Source organism: Micromonospora sp. NPDC048999 (genome assembly GCF_040649295.1).
Taxonomy (GTDB): Bacteria; Actinomycetota; Actinomycetes; order Mycobacteriales; family Micromonosporaceae; genus Micromonospora.
This window is the reverse complement of sequence record NZ_JBEZFI010000006.1, coordinates 200,631-224,096: the sequence shown is the minus strand read 5'-3', so window position 1 is coordinate 224,096 and position 23,466 is coordinate 200,631. Positions and strand designations below refer to the sequence as shown.

The following is a 23,466-nucleotide window of genomic DNA, read 5'->3' as shown; positions in this document are numbered from 1 at the left end:
CCGACGGGCGGGACAGGGTCGCGTCGAGCAGCCAGTCGGCACCCACCCGGGCTCGGTTCCCCGGCATGGCGAGCAGATGGTCCCGCGCACGCGGGCGACGCCGGGCTCTCCGGGCACCGCGGGTGGCGCCGACAGCACTGGCTGCCGACGCCACCCGCGGCCGGGCGGCCGGATCACTTACCGGCGGCCGCACCGTTCTTCAGGGCTGCCTGCCACTGGTCCTCGGCGGACTTGCCCTGCTCGACGGCGCGCAGGGTGTTCTCCACCTCGGTGCGGACCGCGTTGTTCTTCGGGCCCAGGTAGACCGGCTTCAGCTCGCTGGCGCCGGCGGCGAAGATCTTGCCGGTCGGGGCGTTGCTGAAGTAGTCGTTGGCCGAGTCGGCGACGGCCGGGTCGGTCAGCGCCTGCGGCGAGGACGGCAGGTTGCCGACCTTCTTGAACGCCTCGACCTGGCCCTGGGCGCTGGTCAGGAACTTCGCCAGCTCGGCGGCCTCCTTGGCGTGCTTGCTCGACTTGGGCACGGCCAGGAAGGAGCCGCCCCAGTTACCGCCGCTCCCCGGAGCCTTGGCGATGTCCCACTTGCCGGCCGCCGAGTCACCGGCGTTGCCCTTGATCACACCGGTCATCCAGGCCGGGCAGGCGATCGTGGCGAAGGTGCCGTTCTTGAAACCGGCGTTCCACTCGTTGGACCACGACTGGAGGTTGTTGGACAGGCCTGCCGAGATCATCTTGGTGGTGAGGTCGTACGCCGCCTTGATGTCCGGGTTCTCGCCGATGACCAGCTTGTTGCTCTTGTCGTAGTAGGTGTAGCCGGTGCCGTCACCAGCCTTCTGCATCAGCACGACGTTGAAGAAGTTGGTCGCCGAGTCGACGAACTTGTGCTTCTTGTCGGCGGCGGCGAACTTCTGGCCGGCCTCGATGAAGCCGTCCCAGGTGGGCCAGAGCGCGCCGACCTCGTCGCGGTCGGTGGGCAGGCCGGCACCCTTGAACAGGTCGCTGCGGTAGCAGAGCGCCATCGAGCCGACGTCGGTGCCAAGGCCGAGCACCGTGCCGTCCGGCGTGGTGCCCTGCTCCCACTTCCACGGCAGGAAGTTGCCCTTGAGGTCGTTCGCGCCGTAGTCGGCCAGGTTCACGAACTTGTCGGTCTGCGCGTAGAACTGCACGATGGTGCCCTCTTCGAGGGCGACCACGTCGCCGGCGCCGGACCCGGCGGTGATCTGCTGGGTCAGCCGGGTGTTGTAGTCCCCGAGGCCGAGGCCCTTGCCCCGCTCCTGGATCTTGATGTTCGTGTGGTCCGCCTCGTACTGCTTGTAGAGCTCGTCGTAGCCGAAGCCCTGGTCGCCGAAGACATCGACGACCAGGGTGATCGGGCCGTCGCTCTTGTCGTCGCTCGACTTGTTGTCCTTGCTGCACGCGGTGGCGGCGAAAAGCACCGCCACGGACGCGAGCGCGACGGTCGCGAGCCGACGGCGGCGGAATGGGACGCTCATCCGAAACCCCTCTTTCGGTGGTGAGGCTGTGTCATGTGGTGGGGGGTGCCTGTCGCGCGTCTCGCCACCAGCGGCCCGATGCGGGCCACCGACGGCGACCCGGGAGCGGGCAGGAATGAGATCCAGACCACCGCCGGGAGCGCTCCCATGAGATTGCCGGCAGGCAACAGGGGTGTCAATAGGTCTATGGGAGCGTTCCCAGATCGTTACCGCGCCGCCGCGCGGTATCCCGTGGCCGCAGTCAGCAGAAGCGGCGCAGCAGGGTGCTGGCCCGGGCGGCGTCGAAGGCGTCCGGGTCGAAGCCGGCGCCGGCCCACTCGCGCATCGCCCGGTGCTCCCGGTGAGCTGGGTCGGCGATCGCGGCGAGCAGCGCGGCGTAGCCGGGCGGGCCGCCCACGTCCTCCGGCGGGCAGGCCCGCTCCCCGTGCGTACAGGACGGGTAGCGCTCGTCCGGGTCGGCGGCGCAGACGTCCTCCACCACCACGTCGTGCTCCCACCAGTCACCGAAGTCGTAGGTGTAGCGGAATCGGCTGCCCTTGCCCACCACCGCGTCCAGCCGGACGTCCAGCTCGTCGCGGAGCGCCAGCTCGCCGTCCGGGTCGGGTTCGCCGTACTGGAGGCCGTCGATCTCGAACGAGTGCAGGTGACAGTCCCGCCAGCCCATTGCGTGCTGCGCGACCCGGTGCAACCGATCCAGGGTGTAGCCGCCGGGGATCAGCACCCGCCGCCACACCGGCGGCCGGACCCCGGCCAGAGAGACCTTGAGCTGGAAGATCTGGCGCGGCATGGCTGTCCCATCCTCCCTCGGCATAGGCTGCCAGCATGATCTGCCGAGCGTGCCGGGAACGACGGCACGACGACTGTCCGGGCCGGAAGTGGTGCGACTGCCAGCACCGTACCCCCGAACCGGTCCCTCCGGTCACCGGTCCGGCCGGCGAATGACCGCCGAAACGTCGATCACGAGGGTCTGGCCGACGCCCTCGACCGGTCCGCTGACCGACCCGGAGCTGGCTGCGCTCTACGGCCGTGCGGCCCGACCCCACCTGCGAGTGAACTTCGTGGCCAGCGCCGACGGCGCGGTCGCCCTGGCCGGCTACTCCGCCGGGCTCTCCGGCGAGCCGGACAAGCGGGTCTTCGGCCTGCTGCGGATGCTCTGCGACGGGCTCGTGGTGGCCGCGGGCACCCTGCGCCACGAGGGCTACCGGGCGGTCCGGCTGGACGCGGCGCGCCGGGCCTGGCGCCGGGAGCACGGCCTGGCCGAATACCCGACCCTGGTGGTGGTCTCCGGCTCGCTCGACCTGAACCCCGCCCAGGCGGCCTTCGCCGACGCGCCGGTCCGACCGCTGGTGCTCACCCGGGCCGGCGCCGAGCCGCCACCCGGGCTGACCGAGGTGGCCGACCTGGTCCGGTGCGGCGAGGACCGGGTGGACCTCGCCGCTGGCCTGGCCGAGCTGCACCGCCGCGGGCTGGGCCAGCTGCTCTGCGAGGGCGGCCCGCAGCTGTTCGGCGCGCTCACCGCGGCCGACCTGGTGGACGAGTTGTGCCTGACCGTGGCGCCACTGCTCGCCGGGGCCGGCCCGGACCGGATCACCGCCGGGGACGGCAGCCCGCCGCGTCGGCTGCCGCTGCGCCACGTGCTGGCCGCCGCGGACGGAGTGCTCCTGCTCCGCTACGCCCGTGACCCGGGCGACGCCCGGCCCGCCGGCTCCGCCCCCGCCGCCTGATCCGTGGATCGGGCGACGACGCATCCCGGCGTGTCGTCACCGGATGACGGTGCCAGCGCCAGCGGTACGACTGCGTCCGAGGGGGCCGGCGGCGGAGGAGTGCCGCCGGCCCCGGTTCAGCGGATCAGTTGACGGAGACGGCCGACCAGGCGGCGGCCACGGTGCTGTACTCGGTGCTCGTGCTGCCGTAAAGGTCCTTCGCGGCCGACAGCGTGGCGGTGCGAGCACCGGCGTAGTTGGTCCGCGAGGTCATGTAGACGGTGAGCGCGCGGTACCAGATGGCACCGGCCTTGGCGTTGCCGATGCCCTTCACGGTGCTGTTGTTGCAGGTCGGGCTGTTGCCGTACGACGACGAGCCGCTGCCCACGGCGAGCAGGTAGAAGAAGTGGTTCGCCACGCCGGAGGAGTAGTGCACGTCCTTGTTGCCGACGGTGCTGGTCCAGCAGTCGGCCGAGTTGCCGTCCTTGGAGGGCTTGTCCATGTACCGCAGCGGGGTGCCGTTGGTGCGCAGCTTCTCGCCGATCAGGTAGTCGCCCGGGTCGTTGGGGTTGTTCGCGTAGAACTCGACAAGCGTGCCGAAGATGTCGCTGGTGGCCTCGTTGAGGCCGCCGGACTCACCGCTGTAAACAAGGCCGGCGGTGTAGCTGGTCACGCCGTGCGACATCTCGTGGCCGGCCACGTCCAGCGAGGTGAGCGGGTACCAGCCGGAGCTGCCGTCACCGTAGGTCATGCAGAAGCAGGAGTCCTGCCAGAACGCGTTGGCGTAGTTGGAGCTGTAGTGCACCCGGCTGTACGCGGCGACCCCGTTGTTACGGATGCCGTTACGGCCGAACGTGTTCTTGTAGTAGTCCCAGGTCACCTGCGCTCCGTAGGCGGCGTCGGCGGCGGCGGTCTGCCGGTTGCTCAGGGCGCCGTTGCCGAAGACGTTGTTGGTGCTGGTGACCAGGGTGCCGGTGCCGCTGGTGCCGCCGTTCAGGTCGTACGTCTTGTGCCCGCCGCGGGTGCCGTCGGTGAGCTGGTACGTGCTGCCGGACTGGGTGCTGCCCACGGTCACCGTGCCCGAGTGGAAGGTGTTGCCCGTGCCGGTGTGCACGCCCTCCCACTTTTCGCGGACCTTGCCGGTGGTGGCGTCGACCAGCACGTGCAGCTCGCTCGGGGTGCCGTCGGCGTACACGCCGCTCACGACGACCTGGTAGGCCAGCGCGGTGCCGGTCTCGGTGGCGTCGTAGACGAGCTGGCTGCCGTCGACCTGGCGGGCGGCGGCGGTGGAGGCGGCGAGCGCGGCGCGGCCGGCGTCCACGGTGCCGATCCGGGCCTTGGCGCCCCGGACCGGGGATGCGGCGCGGGTCCGGCTGGCGCCCCGCCAGGTGTCGCCCTTGCCCAGGTGCACGACGGTGTCGCCGCCGAGGACCGGCAGGCCGTCCTGGTAGCGGTTGAGCCGGACGTGCTCGGTGCCGTCGGCGTCGGTCTGCACGTTCTTCAGGGTGAACGCCTGGCCGTCATCGACGAGGCCGTTGCCCTCGTGGGCCTTGAGGTGGGTCACCGCGCGGGTGAACGCGTCGGCGGAGACGGGGGCGGCGGAGGCGGTGACCGGGACATTGACGGCGGTGGCCACCAGGGCGACCGCGGCCAGCCCACCGAGGAGGGGGGTACGGCGCATGAAGTTCCTACCTTCACTAGGACTGCCGGTCGGCGGGGGTTCCGACCGGCGGCGCACGAGGCATCGACATAGAGGAAATCCTCGATGCGCTGTTACACATTCTTGCGGCATGGAACCCTGGTCTGTCACGCCCTGCGGCCAAGATTTTTTCCACTACTTTTCGTGTCCGGTTCACCACCTGCCGAAACGGAAGTCCGGCCCGCGGCGTGGTGTCCGCCGCGTCGCGTGGCAACCTGTCGCATCCCTCGGGCAGGATGCTCCTCGTGCGCCGCGACCGAGACGACCAGCCGACCGGAGACCCCCGATGACCGACGACCTGCTCGACGGCCCGGGCGACGGGGTCGGCCGGGTGCTCGGCACCGCCGACGCCACCCCACTCACCTTCTGGACCGCCGTCGCCCCCGGCAGCTACCTGCAGCTCGACGACGTGGTGGTCACCCGCCGTGAGCTGCCCGACCGTGAGCCGGTGACGATCGCCGGCGTGGTCACCCAGGTGCGCGCCCGGCACGAGGGCGCGCAGTTCGACTCCGACGTCTTCGCCATCGCCGACGGCACGCTGCCCGCCCAGGTGCAGGAGGCCGCCGAGGTCACCACCACCCGGGTTGACCCGGAGCTCTACGTACCGCCCACCCCGGGCGCGGTGGTGCACCGGGCCGAGGGCGACGCCCGGGCCCGGGCGCTGCACTTCGACCGGATGGAGCGGCGCATCCCGATGGGCATGGGCCGCGACGGCGTCCCGGTCTACCTCAACGCCGACTTCCTCGACGGCACCCGCGGCGCGCACGTCTCCATCTCCGGCATCTCCGGGGTGGCCACCAAGACCAGCTTCGCCACCTTCCTGCTCTACTCGGTCTTCCGCTCCGGCGTGCTCGGCGGCGACGCGGTCAACGCCAAGGCCCTGATCTTCAACGTCAAGGGCGAGGACCTGCTCTTCCTCGACCACCCCAACGCCCGGCTCGACGACGACACCCGGGCCGCGTACGCGCAGCTCGGGCTGACCGCCGGGGCCTTCCCCGACGTGCGGGTCTACGCGCCGCCCCGGGTCGGCGACTCCTCCGGCACGCCGGACGTGAGCAGCCGGCACACCGGCGTCGACAGCTTCTACTGGACGCTGAGCGAGTTCTGCGCCGACCGCCTGCTGCCGTACGTCTTCGCCGACGCCGACGACGAGCGGCAGCAATACACGATGGTGGTCCACTCGGTCGCCGCCCACCTGGCCCGGTACGCCCAGCCGGCCGATGGCGGGGTGAGCCTCGACGGCGTCCGGCTCGGCTCCTACACCGATCTTGTCGACCACATCGTCGAGCAGCTCAACGACGACGAGACCCGGGGCGACTGGGCGGGCAGCGCGGTCGGCCTGGGCACCGTCAACGCGTTCGCCCGCCGGCTGATCGGCAGCAAGAAGGACCTCGGCAGACTCATCCGCGGCGACCTCGCCACCCGCCGCCCGCACTCGATCAACACGTCGGAGAGCGCCCAGGTCACCGTGGTCGACCTGCACAATCTGCCCGACCGGGCGCAGCGCTTCGTGGTCGGTGTGACGCTCAAGAGCGAGTTCGAGCGCAAGGAGAAGGCCGGCACCGCCAAGCCGCTGCTCTTCGTCGTCCTCGACGAGCTCAACAAGTACGCCCCGCGCGAGGGCTCCTCCCCGATCAAGGAGGTGCTGCTGGACATCGCCGAGCGGGGTCGCTCGCTCGGGGTGATCCTGGTCGGCGCGCAGCAGACCGCCAGCGAGGTGGAACGGCGGATCGTCACCAACTCGGCGATCAGGGTGGTCGGCCGACTCGACCCGGCCGAGGCGTCCCGCCCGGAGTACGGCTTCCTCCCGCCCGCCCAGCGGCAGCGGGCGCTGCTGGCCAAACCGGGCACCATGTTCGTCAACCAGCCGGACATCCCGGTGCCGCTCTGCCTGGAGTTTCCCTTCCCGGCCTGGGCCACCCGGGTCTCCGAGGCCGGCCGGGCGCCCTCGGAGACGCTGCGCTCGATCACCCAGGCGGCCGACCCGTTCGCCGTGGTCGGGTCGGGCGGCTCCGACGACAACATCCCGTTCTAGTGGTGGTGACGGACCGGTGAGCGCGAGGAGCGCAGCACAGCGGAGCCCCACAGTCGCGAACGAAAGGCCAGCACGGTGAAGATCCTGCACACCTCCGACTGGCACGTCGGCAAGGTCCTCAAGGGGCAGTCCCGCGCCGACGAGCACAAGCAGGTGCTCGCCCAGGTGATCGAGATCGCCGTCGCCGAGCGGCCCGACCTGGTCATCGTGGCCGGTGACCTGTACGACACCGCCGCGCCGACCCCGGAGGCGACCCGACTGGTCACCCGGGCGTTGACCGCGCTGCGGCGCACCGGGGCGGACGTGGTGGCGATCGGCGGCAACCACGACAACGGACCGGCGCTGGACGCGCTGCGGCCGTGGGCCGAGGCGGCCGGCATCACGCTGCGCGGCAGCGTCCGCGACAACCCCGCCGAGCACGTCATCGACGGAGTGACCGCCGACGGCGAACGCTGGCAGCTCGCCGCGCTGCCGTTCCTGTCCCAGCGGTACGCCGTCCGGGCCATCGAGATGTACGAGCTGACCGCCGCCGAGGCCAACCAGACGTACGCCGACCATCTCGGGCGCGTCCTCGCCCGGCTGGCCGAGGGGTTCACCGAGCCCGACCGGGTGCACCTGGTCACCGCGCACCTGACCGTCGTCGGGGCCAGCACCGGCGGCGGCGAGCGCGACGCGCATACCGTCCTCGGGTACGCGGTGCCGGCCACGGTCTTCCCCGGCAACGCGCACTACGTGGCGCTGGGCCACCTGCACCGCTCGCAACGCGTCATCGGCCCCTGCCCGATCCGCTACAGCGGCAGCCCCCTCGCGGTCGACTTCGGCGAGCAGGAGAACATCGGCTCGGTGACCCTGGTCGAGGTGACCGCGACGACGGCCGCCCGGATCCGGGAGGTGCCGGTGCCCGGCGCCACCCCGCTGCGGACGGTTCGGGGCACCCTGGCCCAGCTCGCCGAGATCGACCCACCCGACGGCTGGCTGAGGGTCTACGTCCGCGAGCAGCCCCGGGCCGGGCTGCGCGAGGAGGTGCAGGAGCTGCTGCCTCGGGCGCTGGAGATCCGGATCGACCCGGAGCTGGTGCCCGCGCCCGGCAGCGCCATCCGCACTGCCCAGCGGGCCGGCCGCTCGCCCCGGGAACTCTTCGCCGACTACCTCGGCAGCCGGGGCCACGCCGACGACGGGGTCCAGGAACTCTTCGACGAGCTGCTCGAGGAGTGTGACTAGGTGTCGGCCTTTTCTGGTTTTAGGACCTGCTGGCGGTCGTGCGTGCCGTTCGTATCCGCTGTGTGTGCTGCGACGCTACGTGAAGAAACTCGAAGGGCTGATCTGGCCGTGGGGGGCGAGCGGTGAAGGTCACCCGGATTGCTTATTCATCCGACCTGAATTCAGGTAAGTATGCAGCGTTGGTGGAGCAGGCGCGGCGGTTGGGTCGGGTTCGTGGTGAGGTGTGGCAGCGTTACGGGTCGATCGGCGGTGTCGGGTCCGGGTTGAGAGATCGGCAGGTGCGGGACCGGTGGCTGGCCGACGGCACGCACCTGCGGTTCGGTGTGTTGGCGAACGCGTGGAAGGAAACCATCCGCGACGCGATGGCCGACATCGCGGCGAACCTGGAGGCTGCCAAGGCCGAGGTCCGGCGGGCGATCGGTCGGCGCACCGACGATCCGGTCGAACTGAAGCGGATGTTCACCGCTTTGAAGGCCGACCGGTGGGCGAGTGACCCGTTCCTTGCCCGGCAGATGCGCAAGCATTGGAAGCGGGGCCGCAACCACACGCACGATCAGATCGTCGTGCGCGCCGACCAGCACAACAGCCACACGGATGGGCGGGGCCGGTTGTGGCTCTCGGTTTCCGGCCTCGAGCCTCGCCGGATGGTCCGGATCCCGTTGTCCACGACCGTGGCCCCAACCGGAACGTTAAGGCTGATTTTGCGGGGCGGTCGGGTCGAGGTGCACTACCAGATCGACGCGTCACAGATGCGGTCGTCGCAGCGGCCCTGCGGTGACCAGACGATCGGTGTGGACAAGGGTTACACCGAAGCCCTAACCGACTCCGACGGCGATTCCCACGGCACCCGCCTCGGTGAGCTGCTCACCAGCGAGTCGGACCGGCTGAAGGAACGCAACCGGCGCCGGGCAAAGCTACGGTCGATAGCCAACAACGCCGCCCAGCGCGGCGACCAGGCGAAAGCGCACCGAGTCAAAGTCAACAACCTCGGCACCGTAAAACGGGACCGGCAGGCCGCCCGGCACCGGGCACGGGTGCGCACGGAGATCTTCACCGGCGTGCACGAGGTCGTCGACAAGGCCACCACCGTGATCGCCGAAGACCTCACCAAACGCTTCACCAGCCGTAAGAAGCTCGGCAAGAACATCAACCGGCGTCTCGCCGCGTGGACCAAAGGCGTCACCGCCGAGGCCCTCGAAAACGTGTCGGAGCGCAGAGGCTCTGCGCACGTTCCCGTCAACGCCGCCTACACCTCACAAACCTGTCACCGCTGCGGCAGCTTCGGCCGACGCGACGGGGACCGGTTTCACTGCACCCCGTGCGGGGTGGTGTGGCAGGCCGACGTGAACGCCGCGATCAACATCCTGCACAGAGCCAGCGACCCCGACATCGCCCTGCACACCCCGCACCAACGGGTGAAGCAGATCCTGCAGGACCGGACCGATCGCCACCGGACCAGACTGCCGGTCCAGGACTCCAGCCCGGCAACAGCCGAGCGGAGAGCGAACCATCCAAACCGCTCAACCATGAGCGGCGGTAGGAAGCAGGTCGATCACTGATGCGACCGATGCGGCTGGACATGGCGGGCTTCACCGTCTTCCGCGAGGAGACCACCGTCGACTTCACCGACGCGGACTTCTTCGCGCTGGTCGGGCCGACCGGCTCCGGCAAGTCGACGGTGCTGGACGCGATCTGCTTCGCCCTCTACGGCACGGTGCCCCGCTGGGGCGGCGCCCGGGGCCTGGCCAACGCCCTCGCGCCGTCGGCGAACGAGGCCCGGGTCCGGCTGGTCTTCGAGTCCGCCGGCGACCGGTATGTGGCCACCCGGGTGGTCCGCCGGGACGGCCGGGGCGCGGTGAAGACCGCCAACGCCGGGCTCCAGCTCATGCCGCCCGGGTTCGACGTCACCAAGCTCGACACCGGGCTCAGCCCGGAGGATCTCGGCGAGGTGGTCGCCGGCACCCCCGCCGAGATGGAGCGGGCGGTGCTGGACGCGGTCGGGCTGCCGTACGAGCAGTTCACCAGCTGCGTGGTGCTGCCACAGGGGCAGTTCGCCGACTTTCTGCACGCCAAGCCGGCCACCCGGCAGCAGATCCTGGTCAACCTGCTCGGGCTGGGCATCTACGAAGAGGTGCAGAAGCGGGCCACCGAGCGGGCCGGACAGGCCGAGGCGAAACTGGAGACCGTCGACAAGCTGCTCGGCGGCCTCGCCGAGGTCGACGACGACACCCTGACCGACGCCCGGCAGCGCGTCGACCGGATGCGCGAGCTGGCCGAGGCGGTCGCGGTGGCCGTACCGGAGCTGGAGCGGGCCCGGGCGACGGCGCGCGAGGTGACCGCGGCCCTCGCGGCGCTGGACGCCGAGCTGGCGGTGCTGGCCGTGGTGCGGCCGCCGGACGGGATCGCCGAGCTGGCCCGGACGGTGACCGCGGCCCGGGAGGCGGCCGACGAGGCCACCGCGGCGGTCGGGTTGGCCGAGGAGCGGGAGGAGAAGCTGCGTGGCGAGCTGGCCGCGGCCGGCGACGAGAGCGCGCTGCGGCTGCTGCTCAAGGCGCACGGCGATCGGGAGAGGCTGACCGGCGAGGTGGCGGCGGTCCGCGCGGCGGTGGCCACGGCGCAGACCGAGCACGACGCGGCGGTCGCTGCCCTCACCGAGGCCGGGGCGGCCGTGGAGCGGGCCGAGGCGGAGCTGGAGGCGGCGTTCCGGGCGCACGAGGAGGCGAAGGCCACCGACCAGGCGGTGGCGCTGCGGGCGCACCTGGTCGCGGGCGCCCCGTGCCCGGTCTGCGAGCAGGAGGTGTCCCGGGTGCCGGCGGTGCCCGCCGGGTCGGCGGTGGCCCGGGCGGTCGCGGCCGGCAAGGCGGCCCGGGTGGCCAGCGAGGCGGCCAAGCGGCTGGTGCAGGAGCGCGACGCCGCCGCCCGGGAGCTGGACCGGGTGCTGCTGCGCGCCCGCGCCGAGCACGACCAGTTACGGGCCCGGCTGGCCGAGCTGGACGAGCAGCTCGCCGAGGCCGCCACGCCGGAGACGCTGCGGGAGGGCCTGGCCGAGCACGCCCGGCTGCGCCACGCCCTGGACGAGGCGGCGGGCGCGGTGCGCGCCGGTCGGGACGCCGCCCGCCGGGCCCGGGGCGCGCTCGACGGCGCCCAGGAGCGGCTGCGCCGCGCGTGGCGTCAGTTCGACACCACCCGGGACGGGCTGGCCCGGTTCGGCCCGCCGGCCGCCGACCGCGACGACGTGGCCGCCGCCTGGACCGCCCTGGCCGGTTGGGCCGGCGAGCAGGCCGACCGGCGACGCACCGACCGGGACGGGTTGGCTGCCTCGGTCGGCACGGCCGAGGCCGCCGCCGGCGAGGTCGAGGCGCGGATCGCCGCGCTCTTCACCGCCGCCGTTCTGGCCGCGCCCGGCGACCCGCTGCGGGACGCCGCGGTGGCGGTGGAGCGCGCCGAGGCCGAGCTGCGTCGGCTGGCGGAGCGCCGGGAGCAGGCCGCCGAGCTGCGCGAGCAGCGGGCCGACCACGAGCGGGAGGCCCGGGTGGCCCGAGCCCTCGCCGGGCACCTGCGGGCCAACAACTTCGAGCGCTGGCTGCTGGCCGAGGCGCTGGACCTGCTGGTTGACGGCGCGTCGCGGATCCTGCGGGAGCTCTCCGGCGGCCAGTACGACCTGATGCACGACAAGGGCGAATTCTTCGTGGTCGACCACCACGACGCCGGGCTGCGGCGCGCGGTGCGGACCCTCTCCGGCGGGGAGACGTTCCAGGCGTCGCTGGCTCTGGCGCTGGCCCTGTCAGAGCAGTTGGCCGGGATGTCCACCAGCGCGGCCAGCCTGGAATCGATCGTCCTCGACGAGGGCTTCGGCACGCTCGACGCGGCCACCCTGGACACCGTCGCCGCCACCCTGGAAAATCTGGCCGCCCGGGGCGACCGGATGGTCGGCGTGGTCACCCACGTGCCGGCCCTCGCCGAGCGGATCCCGGTCCGCTTCGAGGTCCGCAAGGACGCCCGCACGGCCCGCGTGGAACGGACCGGCCGGTGAGTGGGGCGGGGGCGACGTGACCCGGTTCTACGTCGACGCGTGGGACCCGGCGTACGGGTCCTCGTTCGAAGCCGCCGGTGGAGGCGGACCGGCGGCGCCGAGCAGTGCCCAGGTCGACGCCGACGTCGAGCTGCCGACGATGGACTGGCGCGCGGTCGACGTCCGGCGGGACGTGCCCGCCCCGGAGGTGGTGCTGCTGGTCGACGGGGTACGCCGGATCGACGCCAGCATCTGGACCGCCGAGGACGACGGCGGCTCCTTCCCGGGCATCGCCGCCTCGTACGCGGCCGGGGTGGTCCGCTGCGACCTGGAGCGCGGCGCGGCGCAACTGGCCGGGGCCCGGGTGGGCCGAGGACTCTTCACCGCCAGCCCGTCGGCGCAGGACGTGGTGGCCGGGCAGATCCGCTACCCGGTGCACCGGGTGAGCGGCACCGGTGAGCTGAGCAAGCTGCCGGCCGCGGTGCAGGCCCCGCTGACCGCGCTGGAGGTGGCGGTCTCCGACGCCGCGCGCACCGACGGCGACCTGCTGGTGGTGGACGGCCCACTGCGCAGCCGCCGGAACCTGCCCCGCACCCTCGGCTACATCAAGACTCAGCACAGTCAATATCTCGACGCCCGGCTGGCCGCGGTGGTCACCGGGCTGGCCCCGGGCCAGCGCTGCCCGGTGTTCCGGCTGGGCACCGCCTGGGGTGGCTACTCGTGGTATCTGCGGCTGCCGGGGGCCGGCGGGGCGCCCTGGGCGGGCATCGTGCGGGTGGAGTGCTCCGCCGAGCTGCCCGAGGCCGAGGCGATCGAGCTGGCCGACCTCTCGCTGGTCACCCTGCCGCGGTTCGCCTCCAGCCCGTACAAGGACCCGCGGGCGCCACAGAACCTGGTCCCCATCGGCGGCCTGGAGCGCACGCTGCGCGCGCGGCTCGGCGACGCCCGCCTGCTGCAGAGAAGTCTGAGCATGGCGGCTCAGCGAGGGCGGCGCTGATGGGTCGCCGACGCGACACGAACCGGGTGGTCGAGCAGGTCGACACCGGGCAGGCCGAGCTGGCGCCCGACCCGGACCGGCCGGGCTCGTGGACGCTGCTGCTGGACGGCGCGCCGCAGTCCCATGTCGATCTGGCGGATCCGACCCACCTGGAGTTCGAGTACGTGCGGCGGCTGGCCGCCGCGCTCGACCTGGTCGCGCCGGCCGGGGCCCCGCTGCGGGTGCTGCATCTGGGCGGGGGCGCGCTGACCCTGCCCCGGTACGTCTCGGCCACCCGGCCCGGGTCCACCCAGCGGGTGGCCGAGCTGGACGGCGCCCTGGTGGAACTGGTCCGCCGGGCGCTGCCGTGGCCCGCCGACTCCCGCCTGCGGGTGCGGGTCGCCGACGCCCGGGCCACCCTGATGTCGAGCCGGGACGCCAGCTACGACGTGGTGGTGGCGGACGTCTTCGCCGGCGCCCGCACCCCCGCCCACCTGACCTCGGTGGAGTACGCCGCCGAGGTGGCCCGGGTGCTCAGCCCGGGCGGGTCCTACCTGGCGAACATCGCCGACGGCCCGCCGCTGCGGCACGCCCGCGCGCAGGTGGCCACGGTGCGGGCAGTGCTGCCCCGGGCCTGCCTGGTCGGTGACGCGGCGGTGCTGCGCGGGCGGCGCTACGGCAACCTTGTGCTGGTCGCGTCCCTGGTCGAGCCGCCGGTGCCGGAGCTGACCCGGCGGGCCGCCGGCGACTGGTTCCCGGGCCGGGTGCTGGCCGGTGAGGAGCTGGACCGGTTCGCCGGAGGCGCCGCAGTGGTGCACGACGCCGACGCCACCGACTCCACCCCGCCGCCACCCGGCATCTTCTCCATCCGTCGCTGAGCCGGCCGGGAAGCGCCGCTCTGGGCGCTTCCCGGCGCGACGGTCACGGCACCGGTACCGGTACCGGGGAAGCCTCCGTGGCCGGCGAGGACTCAGCGACTTGCTCGTCGAGGACATGGGCGTAGTGGGTGAACGAGGCGGTCAGCAGCCACAGCTTGAAGATCAGGAGAAGCTCGAAGGCCAACAGCAGAGCCCCGGCAACCACGGAGACGGCGATCACGGCGCCGGTCAGTGGGGCGATGATGAAGACCGCCATCTGGAACTCGATGCCACTGATCAGGTGCGCCCGGACGCGGGAGCGGACGAGCAGGTCACGCAGACGGGTGAAGCCGGTGAAGCGCGAGCGGAAGTCCCGCTCGATGACCATCTCGGGTCGTTGGATGACGGCCGCCGTGCTGGGCGCGACCGTTGCCAACAGTTCCTCGTCGTAGTCCGCCTCGATCATCGCCGCCAGCTCCGGCGACGCCTCGGTCCGCAGGGCGAGCCCGCGGCGCATCGTGTTCTTGACCTTCCCCAACTGCAGGGCGTTCAGGTAGCGGAACATGTCCAGGAAAACAACGGCACCGCCGAGCACCAGGAAGATCGGGTCTTTGGTGACCTGGTACTGCCCGCCCATCAGGGCGATGGTGCAGATCAGCACCCGAACCCGGTCAAGGATGTAGTCCAGCCAGGCGCCAAAGAGGCTGCCGGTGCCGTTGAGCCGGGCCACCTTGCCGTCCATGCAGTCCACCACGAAGCTCAGGTGGAAGATCACCGCGCCGACGATCAACCACCCTGGCGTTGCCGCGGCGAAGGCCCCCGCGGCGACGAGGCCGAGCAGGAGGGCGAGGAGGGTCAACCGGTTGGGGGTCACCCACCGGTATCGGGCCACGAGCCAGACCAGCCGCGAGGCGAGCGGATCGACGAGGAAGACCGTCCACCACGAGTCGCGTTCCTTGTAGGTGCGGGACTGCACCTCTGCCACGGTCAAACCGGCAGCCATGTTCCCTCATTCCACGATCCGTACATCGAAAATTCCGCGGGAGTTTACCCCACGGACAGCGAAACTGGGGGTCTGTGATCACAGGGATTAATGTGAGATTTGGCCTCCAGCCCTGCCGGAGACCCTGCAAGCCGACAGTCAACAGACCGTCGCCTGTTGTAATCTCATAACGAACGCGGAACGCGCGGATAAAAAATCGCGCCGTGCACGGGTAGGGGTGGGATCGAATGCAGAAGTAAAGCCAGGGCCCGGAGGGTCCTGCGCCGTTGGCTGCAGACGTGACACGAACCGCGTCGTTAAGCAAGCACCCCAAGGCAGGAGACGGGGTGCCGCAGCGCCCGCTTCGAACACGGCAGTTTCACCGGAGGCGGGGAATACGACCCGACGACATCCGATGCCAGATCTTGTACAGGCCACCCTTCAGATCATTCTCAATTCCGCCAGCCTCACCCCGTCCATTCCCGGTGCACCTCTTGTCGCTTTGACCTGCTCGTATGCCTCCCACACGTCCCACTTGGAGATATCGAACGGTTTCCCCTAAGATTTCAGCTCGCTCAATACAGCTCCTCCCGGAATCGACGCCACGGTCGACCGGACGAACAAACCACAAATGGCCCCGCCCCTTCGCTCCACCCCCATTACGGGAACTTCAGCACTATTACGAGCCGGTCCGCCAGCACGTCCCCGCGACGGTACTCAGGGCCTCGCGATCTCACTCTCACCTGGCGACTCCCTCCCGCCCAGGTCGGACAGTTTCGAGACGCGCCTTTCCACGTTCCATGCGAGAACCGCAGACCACGCCCACGCCGCCTTCATGCCGGGCACCGCCTGGCCAATCGTCACCCGTTCGCCCTGCATCTTCTGCCGGTTCGGAGGAGCGATCGTCCAGCCCGCACCGGTCGGGTGAGCAGCGAGCTGGCACAGTTGTGGGGTGTTGCCCACCGCCACTCGGACCCTGCGCCCACCAGCCGGCTACCGGCTGGCCGCGTCGGTCCGGGCCCTCACCTTCAGCCCGTACGACCCGTGCGCCCGGATCTCCGCCGGCAGCTTCTGGTGGGCCACCCGCACCCCGGCCGGGCCGGCCACGCTCGCGCTGCGCCCCGAGGCCGGTGACCTGGTCGCCGAGGGGTACGGGCCGGGTGCCGACTGGGTGGTCGAACGGGCCGACGCGGTGGCCGGGCTCCGCGATGACCTGACCGGCTTCGCCGACCTGGCCGCCGCGCACCCGGTGGTGGCTCGGCTGGCCCGGGAGCACCACGGGCTGCGGTTGCCGGCCACCGGCCAGGTCTTCCCCCGGCTGCTCCGGGCCGTCCTCGAACAGAAGGTCACCGGCAAGGAGGCGTACCGGGCGTACGCGGCGATGGTCCGACACTTCCGTGAGCCGGCGCCGGGGCCGTCGTCGCTGCTGCTGCCGCCCGAGCCGGCGGCGATCGCGGCCAGCCCGTACTGGGTGTTCCACCCGTTCGGGGTGGAGCAACGGCGGGCCGACACGCTGCGCCGCGCGGCCGCCGCCGCCCAACGGCTGGAACAGTGCGCCGACGCCGCCGAGGCCACCCGCCGGCTCACCGCGATCCCCGGCATCGGCCCGTGGACCGCCGCCGAGGTGATCCGGATCGCGTACGGCGACCCGGACGCGGTCAGCGTCGGCGATTACCACATCCCCAACACGGTGGCCTGGGCGCTCGCCGGGGAACCGCGCGGCGACGACACCCGGATGCTGGCGTTGCTGGAGCCGTTCCGGGGCCACCGGGGGCGGGTCTGCCTGCTGCTGGAGGCGGCCGGCATCCAGGCTCCCCGGTACGGTCCCCGGGCGACCATCCGCTCGTTCGCGAGCTACTGACCGGCGCAGAGCCGGCGCAGCGTCCGCCCCAGCCACCAGGCGTAGGCGTGCTGGACGGCCCGGGCGGCCGGCCCGGCGGCCCGCACCCACCAGCGGGCCGGACGGCTGAAGGCGGTCACCTCGAACCAGACCCCGTCTCCCGCCCGGGTGACCAGGAACGCCTCCTCGCCGACCTCCGGGTGCCCAGGCAGGGTGCCGTAGCCGAACCCGGCCCGGTCCGGCTCGTCCACCGCCCAGACCACCTCGGTCGGGCCCCAGATCCGCAGCGGCCCGACGCCCAGGCCGGGGGTGACCCGCACCCCCTCGTCGGCGCGGGGCGCCTGGGTGCGCATCGCCACCCCGGCGTCCCGGTGTAGCCGCCAGCCGAGCACCGCGTCCGCCGCGGTCGGGAAGCAGCCGTCCGGCAGCCGGACCCGGTGGCGCAGGTGGTGGTAGCCGGTCGGCAAGCGTCCGTCGCGGGTCGCCCCCACCTCGGGGTACGTCAGCTCGGGCACGGCGGGCACCTCCTCGCGCGGGACAGCGCCAGGGTACGACTGGCGCGGGCACCTGAACCCCGGCCCCTCGCCGCGAAGCTCCGGCCCCATCGCCACCCGCCCAAAGCGACACAGGTTTCGTGAGCGGCATGCCTGTGAGTCATAAAGTGACGACTGCGGACGCTGCTGGCGCGGCGCGCTACGCGGCCTCGTGGAGGTCGGCCAGGCCGACCGGGGCGTACCGGCGGAGCAGCTCCTCCAGGTCGGCCACCGAGGCGACCTCGCCGATGACGTTGACGCCGCCGCCACGCTCCGGGCGGTAGCGGTGCACCAGCCGGTACCGGTAGCGCCCCCGGATCAGCTCCACGCTGACCCGCCAGCGCCCACAGCACCCGCAGCTCCACTCCGGCACGCGGCGAACGGTAGCGCTGACCTGCGGTTTCGCCATCCGGTAACGGGTGACGAGGGAGCCGGGCCGGGGACACGCCACCCGGAGCCGACGGTGATCTGCCTCACCACTGTCGGTGCGGTCTGATTGACTGTCGCCGTGGACCTGCCGATCAATCCGCCGGTCGAGCCGATGCTGGCCAAGAGCGTGCCCCAACTACCCGCCGCCCCCGGCCTGACCTACGAGCCGAAGTGGGACGGCTTCCGCTGCATCATCTTCCGCGACGGCGACGAGGTCGAGCTGGCCAGCCGGGGCGGCAAGACGATGACCCGCTACTTCCCGGAGGTGGTCGAGCAGGCCCGCCGCCAGCTCCCGCCCCGGTGCGCGGTCGACGGCGAGCTGATCGTGATCCGCCGGGACGGCCCCGACGGCCAGCCCCGGCTCGACTTCGAACTGCTCGCCCAGCGGATCCACCCGGCGGCCTCGCGGGTGAAGCTGCTCGCCGAGACCACCCCGGCCGACTTCGTCGCCTTCGATCTGCTCGCCCTCGACGACGAACTGCTCACCGACCGGCCCTACCCGGAGCGGCGGGCCCGGCTGGAGCAGGCCCTCGCGAAGGTCCGGCCGCCGGTGCACGTCACCCAGGTGACCACCGACCCGGAGACCGCGCGGCGCTGGTTCGACGTGTTCGAGGGGGCCGGGCTGGACGGCCTCATCGTCAAGCCGGCCGACCTGCCGTACGAGCCGGGCAAGCGGCTGATGTTCAAGGTCAAGCACGCCCGCACCGCCGACGTGGTGGTGGCCGGCTTCCGCTGGCACAAGTCCGGCCCGGTGGTCGGCTCGCTGCTCCTCGGCCTCTACGACGACGCCGGCGTGCTGCACCACATCGGGGTCAGCTCGTCGTTCACCGCGGCCCGCCGCAAGGAGCTGCTGGCCGAGCTGGAGCCCTACCGCGATGTCAGCGGCGACCACCCGTGGGCACATGGCGACCACGAACGCGGCCAGCGCATCCCCGGCGGGGTAAGCCGGTGGACCGGCACCAAGAACCTCGAGTGGGAGCCGCTGCGCCCCAAGCTGGTGGCCGAGGTCGGCTACGACGCGATGGAGGGCGACCGGCTGCGGCACACCGCTCAGTTCGTCCGCTGGCGCCCCGACCGCGATCCCCGCTCCTGCGCCTACGACCAGTTGGAGCGCCCGATCCGCTACGACGTCGACCAGGTGCTGCGCGGGGATCCGGCGGCGATCGTCGGCGGCGGGTCGGCCCGGGCGTAGCCTGGCCCGACGGACATGATCACGGAGGGCTGCCACGTGACCCGCTTCTTCCACCGGATCCGCCGGCCCCGGCCGGGCCTGGCCGGGTTCGTCGCCGCGATGGTGCTCACCGCCGGCTGCACGTTGCCGGCGTTCGCGCCGCGGGCCGAGAGCCGGGGTCCGGCGGCGCCGCCGGGCACCGCCCCGACCTGGCAAGCCTGCCCCGAGGTCCCCGATCAGTTGGTCGGCCGGGGCGCGGCGGGCATGCGCTACGAGTGCGCCCGGATCCTCGTACCCCGCAACTGGGGCAACGGCGCAGCCACCGGCGCGACCGCCGGGCCCGGCACCGGGGAGACCTTCGAGATCGCGCTGATCCGGATCCGTTCCAACCAGCAGCACGACCGGATCGGGTCGCTGGTGATCAACCCGGGCGGCCCGGGAGCCTCCGGCGTGGACACCGCCGTCTACCTGTCGTTCGGCTCGGCGTTCGGCGGGCTGCCGGTCACGGTGACCGACCGCTTCGACATCGTCGGATTCGATCCCCGGGGGGTCGAGCGCTCCAGCCCGGTCAAGTGCATCTCCGACGCCGACCTGGACGCCAGCTTCGGCTACGACCCCGACCCGCAGAGCACGGCGTCCTTTGACGGGTTCGTCGCGCTGAACCGCCGGATCGGCACGGGCTGCGGCGACAAATACGGTGACCAACTCCCGCTCTACGGCACCACGCAGGCCGCCCGGGACATGGACGCGGTGCGCGCGGCGGTCGGCGACGACAAGCTCACCTACCTCGGCTACTCCTACGGCACGCTACTCGGCGCCGTGTACGCCCAGCTCTATCCGCAGCGGGTGCGGGCGCTGGTGCTCGACGGCGCGGTCGACCCGCAGCAGAAGCTGATCGCCGGTTCGGAGAGCCAGGCGAAGGGCTTCGAGCGGGCCTTCGACAACTTCGCCCACTGGTGCACGGCCAACGCCGGCCGCTGCCCGATCGCCCCGGACGCCCGGGCGGCGGTCACCGCCGCCATCGACAAGGCCAAGGTCTCCCCGGTACGCGGCAAAAACGGCCGGGAGGCCACCGCGGGCTGGGTGTTCTACGCGGTCATCTCCTCCCTCTACACCGAGTCGGGCTGGCAGGAGCTGGCCCGGGCGATCAGCTCGTTGCAGGGTGGCGACCCAACCGGTGTGTTCACGCTCGCCGACGCGTACGCGGGCCGCGAGGCCGACGGCCACTACTCGAACCTGTTCGACGCCAACCTCGCGGTCAACTGCGCGGACGAGACCGAGAAGCCGAGCGTGGAGCAGATCCGGCAGCTCCAGTCGCAGTGGCGGCAGAAGTATCCGCTCTTCGGCCCGGCCCTGGCCGTGGGCATGCTCGGCTGCGTGGAGTGGCCCGGCGCGCGGGACCCGTACCCGACCGGGAAAGCGACCGGCGCGCCGCCGATCGTGGTGGTCGGCACCACCGGCGACCCGGCCACACCCTACGAGCAGACCGCCGCGCTCGCCTCGATGCTGGGGGTCGGGCGGGTGCTCACCTGGGAGGGCGAGGGGCACACGGCCTATCCGCAGACCCTGTGCATCACCAACGCCGTCGACGCGTACCTGATCTCCCTGACCGTGCCCGCAGAGGGGCTGCGCTGCCCGGCCCGCTGAGCGGCGCGGCTGCCGAGGTGCACCGTCGGGTACGCCGTGGCAGGCTGGCTGAGTGACCGACGTGATCTTCCGGGAGGCGGTCCGCGCGGACCTGCCCGCCATCATCGCCCTGCTCGCCGACGACGTCCTGGGCAAGGCCCGCGACTTCACCGAGGTGGACGACGCGTACGAGAAGGCGTTCGCCGACATCGCGGCCGACCCGCGCAACCACCTGGTCGTCGCCGAACTCGGCGGTGAGCTGGTCGGCTGTATGCAGATCACGTACATCCCGGGGTTGGGCCGGCACGGTGCCGAGCGGTCGCTGATCGAGGCGGTCCGGGTCCGTTCCGACCTGCGTGGCCGGGGGCTGGGCCGGGAGATGATGACCTGGGCGATCGACCGGGCCCGGGAGCGGGGCTGCGCGCTGATGCAGCTCACCACCGACAAGACTCGCACCGACGCGCACCGCTTCTATCGCAACCTCGGCTTCGTGGCCAGCCACGAGGGCATGAAGCTGGCGCTCTGAGGGCCGCGTTCTCCCCCGTAACGGGGAGGTGGTTCCCCGCCCGGTGGGACGACCGGGGCCGATGCCCGGGGCAGGCTGGACGCCGATCGAGGAGGAACATGATGCCCGCAGCCGTGAAACTGGCCGGCCCCGTCGTCCATCCGCGCGACGGCCGGCCCGCACCCACCTGGGCGGTCCGCGTCGCCCACCTGATCCCGCTGGCCGTCCTGCCGTCCGGGCTGTGGCGGATCGCCCTGGTCGCCGGGGTGCCGCTCGGCGCCTACGAGCACGGGGCGCCGGCCCGCACGCACGGCTGGGAGAGCGTCTACGTCCTCTCGCTGAGTGTGCTCTCGGAGGCGCTGGCGCTGCTCTCGCTCGGCCTGGTCCGCCCGTGGGGTGAGGTGTTCCCGCGCTGGCTGCCGCTGCTGGGCGGGCGCCGGGTGCCGCCGTCGTTCGCGGTCACCGTCGCCACCGCCGGCGCCGTCGGCGCCACCCTCGTCTGGGGGTACGCCACCTGGGGCGTCGTCTCCCGAAACCTCACCGTCGAGAGTGACGGCCTGGGCTTCTCGCCGGCCGGCTTCGCCCTGCTGGTGGCCTGCTACGTCCCGCTGCTGCTCTGGGGCCCCCTCCTGCTCACGATCACCCTCGCCTACCACCACCGCCGCTGCCGCGACTGACCGTCCCCGGTCAGTCGTCCATCAGGCGGCCGTCGCGGAGGGTCAGGGTGCGGTCGGCCAGCTCCAGCAGGGCCGGGTCGTGGGTGGCGACCAGGGCGGTCATGCCCCGGGCGTGCACCACGGCCCGCAGCAGGTCCATGATGGATCGTCCGGTCTCCGAGTCGAGCTGGCCGGTCGGCTCGTCGGCGATGAGCAGGTCCGGCTCGTTCGCCAGGGCCCGGGCCACCGCCACCCGCTGCTGCTGCCCGCCGGACAGCTCGTACGGGCGCTGCGCGGCGTGCCCGCCCAGCCCGACGAGTTCCAGCAGCACGGCCACCCGCTGCTCCCGCTCCGCCGCCGGCACCTTGGCCAGCCGCAGCGGCACCCCGACGTTCTCGGCCGCGGACAGGATCGGCACCAGCCCGAAGGTCTGGAAGACGAAGCCGACGGTGCCCCGGCGCAGCGCGAGCAGTTCCCGCTCGCTCGCCCCGGTCACGTCGTGCCCGGCTACCCGAACCCGGCCCGCATCCGGCCGGTCCAGGCCGCCGACGAGGTTGAGCAGGGTGGTCTTGCCCGCGCCGGACCGGCCCCGGACGGCCACCAGCTCGCCGTGTCCGGCCGAGAACGAGACGTCCTGTACGGCGTGCACGGCGTGCTCACCCTTGCCGAAGGTCCGGCTCACCCCCTCCACCCGGACCACTTCGTCCGTGGTGTTGACACGGGGCTCCGCCACAGACAACTCGCTCATGCCTCACTCCGTTCGGCGTGCGCCCGGTCGCCGGGCCGCACCTCCACGTGGTCGGGTTCCAGGTTGAGCCGGACCCGGTCGCGCAGGGTCAGGGCGTCCACGAAGGCCGCCGGCAGCTGCATCCGGCCGGTCCGGTCGAGCACCGCGTACTCCTCGCTGACCAGTTCGGTGCTGCCGTCGGCGGCGACCCGCGCGGTACGGCGTACCTCGGAGGAGGTCCGGCCGTCGCGGATGGCGACGGTCCTGCGGACCTGGCCGGCCACCGCGTGGTCGTGGGTGACCACCACGATGGTGACGCCCAGCTCGGCGTTGATGGCCCGCAGCGCGGCGAACACCTCGGCGCCGGTCGCCTCGTCCAGCTCGCCGGTCGGCTCGTCGGCGAAGAGCACCTCCGGATCGTTGGCCACCGCCACGGCGACCGCGCAGCGCTGCTGCTCGCCACCGCTCATCTGGCTGGGCTTCCGCTCCGCGCAGTAGCCGACGCCGACCAGGTCGAGCAGTTCACGGGCCCGTTCCCGGCGCTCCCGCCGGCCCCGCCCGCCAGCCAGCCGCATCGGCAGCTCCACGTTCTCCAGCGCGGTCAGGTACGGCAGCAGGTTCCGGCCGGTCTGCTGCCAGACGAAGCCGACTACCTGGCGGCGGTAGCTGAGCCGACGCCGGTTCGACAGGGCGAGCAGGTCGTACTCGGCGACCCGGGCGATGCCGGCGGTGGGGGTGTCCAGCCCGGAGAGGATGTTCAGCAGCGTCGACTTGCCGGAGCCGGAGGCACCGACGATCGCCACCAGCTCGCCCCGGTCGATGACCAGGTCGAGGCCCTGCAGGGCGACCACCTCCACCCCCTCGGTCTTGAAGATGCGGACCAGGCCGTCGCAGACGATGTGCCCGCGCAGCCGGTCGTGCCCGCCGGCCCGTTCGGCGGCGCGCTGCGCGGCGCGCTGCTGCAGGGTGGCGAGGTCCGGTATCGCAGAAACGGTCGCGGTCAT

The 23,466-nt window shown here is 72.3% G+C and carries 20 protein-coding genes; 12 read left to right on the top strand and 8 right to left on the bottom strand.

Annotated features, from left to right (window positions below):
- Positions 1-173: 173 nt before the first annotated feature.
- Together AB0C02_RS11630 and AB0C02_RS11625 are read right to left on the bottom strand one after the other, a co-directional pair.
- On the bottom strand, positions 174-1,490 hold the full coding sequence (locus AB0C02_RS11630; RefSeq protein ID WP_357544519.1) for an extracellular solute-binding protein: 1,317 nt from the start codon (positions 1,488-1,490) through the stop codon (positions 174-176).
- 241 nt (positions 1,491-1,731) lie between these two features.
- A complete protein-coding gene (locus AB0C02_RS11625; protein ID WP_357544518.1) occupies positions 1,732-2,277 on the bottom strand; it encodes a plasmid pRiA4b ORF-3 family protein in 546 nt (181 codons plus the stop codon).
- A gap of 151 nt (positions 2,278-2,428) precedes the next feature.
- On the opposite strand from AB0C02_RS11625, the gene AB0C02_RS11620 reads away from it, so the two are divergent.
- Positions 2,429-3,214, top strand: coding sequence for a pyrimidine reductase family protein (locus AB0C02_RS11620; RefSeq protein WP_357544517.1), 786 nt, complete (start codon positions 2,429-2,431; stop codon positions 3,212-3,214).
- A 124-nt stretch (positions 3,215-3,338) separates the two neighbouring features.
- Here the strand turns inward: AB0C02_RS11620 and AB0C02_RS11615 are convergent, their stop codons facing one another.
- The gene (locus tag AB0C02_RS11615; RefSeq protein ID WP_357544516.1) at positions 3,339-4,874 is read right to left on the bottom strand and encodes a M4 family metallopeptidase; all 1,536 of its coding nucleotides are present in this window, start codon (positions 4,872-4,874) and stop codon (positions 3,339-3,341) included.
- A gap of 304 nt (positions 4,875-5,178) precedes the next feature.
- Between AB0C02_RS11615 and AB0C02_RS11610 the strand changes: the two genes are divergently transcribed.
- The 6 genes from AB0C02_RS11610 (at position 5,179) to AB0C02_RS11585 (ending at position 14,014) form a co-directional block, all read left to right on the top strand.
- Positions 5,179-6,927, top strand: a complete 1,749-nt coding sequence (locus AB0C02_RS11610) for an ATP-binding protein (RefSeq protein WP_357544515.1) — start codon at positions 5,179-5,181, stop codon at positions 6,925-6,927.
- Between the two features lie 75 nt (positions 6,928-7,002).
- Positions 7,003-8,148: an exonuclease SbcCD subunit D gene (locus tag AB0C02_RS11605; protein WP_357544514.1), complete on the top strand. Its 1,146-nt coding sequence runs from the start codon at positions 7,003-7,005 to the stop codon at positions 8,146-8,148.
- A gap of 122 nt (positions 8,149-8,270) precedes the next feature.
- Positions 8,271-9,707 (top strand): transposase, encoded by a 1,437-nt coding sequence (locus AB0C02_RS11600; RefSeq protein WP_357544513.1) that lies wholly within the window; start codon positions 8,271-8,273, stop codon positions 9,705-9,707.
- Positions 9,707-12,181 (top strand): SMC family ATPase, encoded by a 2,475-nt coding sequence (locus AB0C02_RS11595; protein ID WP_357544512.1) that lies wholly within the window; start codon positions 9,707-9,709, stop codon positions 12,179-12,181. Before AB0C02_RS11600 ends, AB0C02_RS11595 begins: the two co-directional genes overlap by 1 nt.
- Before the next feature lie 16 nt (positions 12,182-12,197).
- Positions 12,198-13,157 carry a hypothetical protein gene (locus AB0C02_RS11590; protein ID WP_357544511.1) on the top strand — a complete coding sequence of 320 codons (960 nt, stop codon included), beginning with the start codon at positions 12,198-12,200 and terminating at the stop codon, positions 13,155-13,157.
- Complete coding sequence (locus AB0C02_RS11585; protein WP_357544510.1) at positions 13,157-14,014, top strand: fused MFS/spermidine synthase; 858 nt, start codon at positions 13,157-13,159, stop codon at positions 14,012-14,014. Before AB0C02_RS11590 ends, AB0C02_RS11585 begins: the two co-directional genes overlap by 1 nt.
- Positions 14,015-14,057: 43 nt before the next feature.
- On the opposite strand, the gene AB0C02_RS11580 is transcribed toward AB0C02_RS11585, so the two are convergent.
- On the bottom strand, positions 14,058-14,984 hold the full coding sequence (locus AB0C02_RS11580; protein ID WP_357544529.1) for a CDP-alcohol phosphatidyltransferase family protein: 927 nt from the start codon (positions 14,982-14,984) through the stop codon (positions 14,058-14,060).
- Between the two features lie 943 nt (positions 14,985-15,927).
- On the opposite strand from AB0C02_RS11580, the gene AB0C02_RS11575 reads away from it, so the two are divergent.
- Positions 15,928-16,836 carry a DNA-3-methyladenine glycosylase 2 family protein gene (locus AB0C02_RS11575; protein ID WP_357544509.1) on the top strand — a complete coding sequence of 303 codons (909 nt, stop codon included), beginning with the start codon at positions 15,928-15,930 and terminating at the stop codon, positions 16,834-16,836.
- On the opposite strand, the gene AB0C02_RS11570 is transcribed toward AB0C02_RS11575, so the two are convergent.
- Together AB0C02_RS11570 and AB0C02_RS11565 are read right to left on the bottom strand one after the other, a co-directional pair.
- Complete coding sequence (locus AB0C02_RS11570; RefSeq protein ID WP_357544508.1) at positions 16,830-17,330, bottom strand: DUF1990 domain-containing protein; 501 nt, start codon at positions 17,328-17,330, stop codon at positions 16,830-16,832. The two genes, AB0C02_RS11575 and AB0C02_RS11570, sit on opposite strands and share 7 nt — an antisense overlap.
- A gap of 178 nt (positions 17,331-17,508) precedes the next feature.
- Entirely contained in the window at positions 17,509-17,721 is a 213-nt protein-coding gene (locus AB0C02_RS11565; protein ID WP_357544507.1) for a hypothetical protein, read from the bottom strand.
- Between the two features lie 135 nt (positions 17,722-17,856).
- On the opposite strand from AB0C02_RS11565, the gene AB0C02_RS11560 reads away from it, so the two are divergent.
- From AB0C02_RS11560 to AB0C02_RS11545, 4 genes are all read left to right on the top strand, one after another.
- Complete coding sequence (locus tag AB0C02_RS11560; protein ID WP_357544506.1) at positions 17,857-18,969, top strand: ATP-dependent DNA ligase; 1,113 nt, start codon at positions 17,857-17,859, stop codon at positions 18,967-18,969.
- 99 nt (positions 18,970-19,068) lie between these two features.
- Positions 19,069-20,595: an alpha/beta hydrolase gene (locus tag AB0C02_RS11555; RefSeq protein WP_357544528.1), complete on the top strand. Its 1,527-nt coding sequence runs from the start codon at positions 19,069-19,071 to the stop codon at positions 20,593-20,595.
- Positions 20,596-20,647: 52 nt separating this feature from the next.
- Positions 20,648-21,100 (top strand): GNAT family N-acetyltransferase, encoded by a 453-nt coding sequence (locus tag AB0C02_RS11550; protein WP_357544505.1) that lies wholly within the window; start codon positions 20,648-20,650, stop codon positions 21,098-21,100.
- A 101-nt stretch (positions 21,101-21,201) separates the two neighbouring features.
- Complete coding sequence (locus AB0C02_RS11545) at positions 21,202-21,756, top strand: hypothetical protein (RefSeq protein ID WP_357544504.1); 555 nt, start codon at positions 21,202-21,204, stop codon at positions 21,754-21,756.
- A 10-nt stretch (positions 21,757-21,766) separates the two neighbouring features.
- Here AB0C02_RS11545 and AB0C02_RS11540 read toward each other — a convergent pair whose 3' ends face one another.
- Complete coding sequence (locus tag AB0C02_RS11540; protein WP_357544503.1) at positions 21,767-22,483, bottom strand: ABC transporter ATP-binding protein; 717 nt, start codon at positions 22,481-22,483, stop codon at positions 21,767-21,769.
- On the bottom strand, positions 22,480-23,466 hold the full coding sequence (locus tag AB0C02_RS11535) for an ABC transporter ATP-binding protein (RefSeq protein WP_357544502.1): 987 nt from the start codon (positions 23,464-23,466) through the stop codon (positions 22,480-22,482). Before AB0C02_RS11535 ends, AB0C02_RS11540 begins: the two co-directional genes overlap by 4 nt.

Excerpts from the sequence above, each read along its gene's own strand:
- AB0C02_RS11630 (WP_357544519.1), bottom strand. The coding sequence starts at position 1,490 with ATGAGCGTCCCATTCCGCCGCCGTCGGCTCGCGACCGTCGCGCTCGCG.
- AB0C02_RS11625 (WP_357544518.1), bottom strand. The coding sequence starts at position 2,277 with ATGCCGCGCCAGATCTTCCAGCTCAAGGTCTCTCTGGCCGGGGTCCGG.
- AB0C02_RS11620 (WP_357544517.1), top strand. The coding sequence starts at position 2,429 with ATGACCGCCGAAACGTCGATCACGAGGGTCTGGCCGACGCCCTCGACC.
- AB0C02_RS11615 (WP_357544516.1), bottom strand. The coding sequence starts at position 4,874 with ATGCGCCGTACCCCCCTCCTCGGTGGGCTGGCCGCGGTCGCCCTGGTG.
- AB0C02_RS11610 (WP_357544515.1), top strand. The coding sequence starts at position 5,179 with ATGACCGACGACCTGCTCGACGGCCCGGGCGACGGGGTCGGCCGGGTG.
- AB0C02_RS11595 (WP_357544512.1), top strand. The coding sequence starts at position 9,707 with ATGCGACCGATGCGGCTGGACATGGCGGGCTTCACCGTCTTCCGCGAG.
- AB0C02_RS11585 (WP_357544510.1), top strand. The coding sequence starts at position 13,157 with ATGGGTCGCCGACGCGACACGAACCGGGTGGTCGAGCAGGTCGACACC.
- AB0C02_RS11555 (WP_357544528.1), top strand. The coding sequence starts at position 19,069 with ATGGTGCTCACCGCCGGCTGCACGTTGCCGGCGTTCGCGCCGCGGGCC.
- AB0C02_RS11545 (WP_357544504.1), top strand. The coding sequence starts at position 21,202 with ATGCCCGCAGCCGTGAAACTGGCCGGCCCCGTCGTCCATCCGCGCGAC.
- AB0C02_RS11540 (WP_357544503.1), bottom strand. The coding sequence starts at position 22,483 with ATGAGCGAGTTGTCTGTGGCGGAGCCCCGTGTCAACACCACGGACGAA.
- AB0C02_RS11535 (WP_357544502.1), bottom strand. The coding sequence starts at position 23,466 with ATGACCGCGACCGTTTCTGCGATACCGGACCTCGCCACCCTGCAGCAG.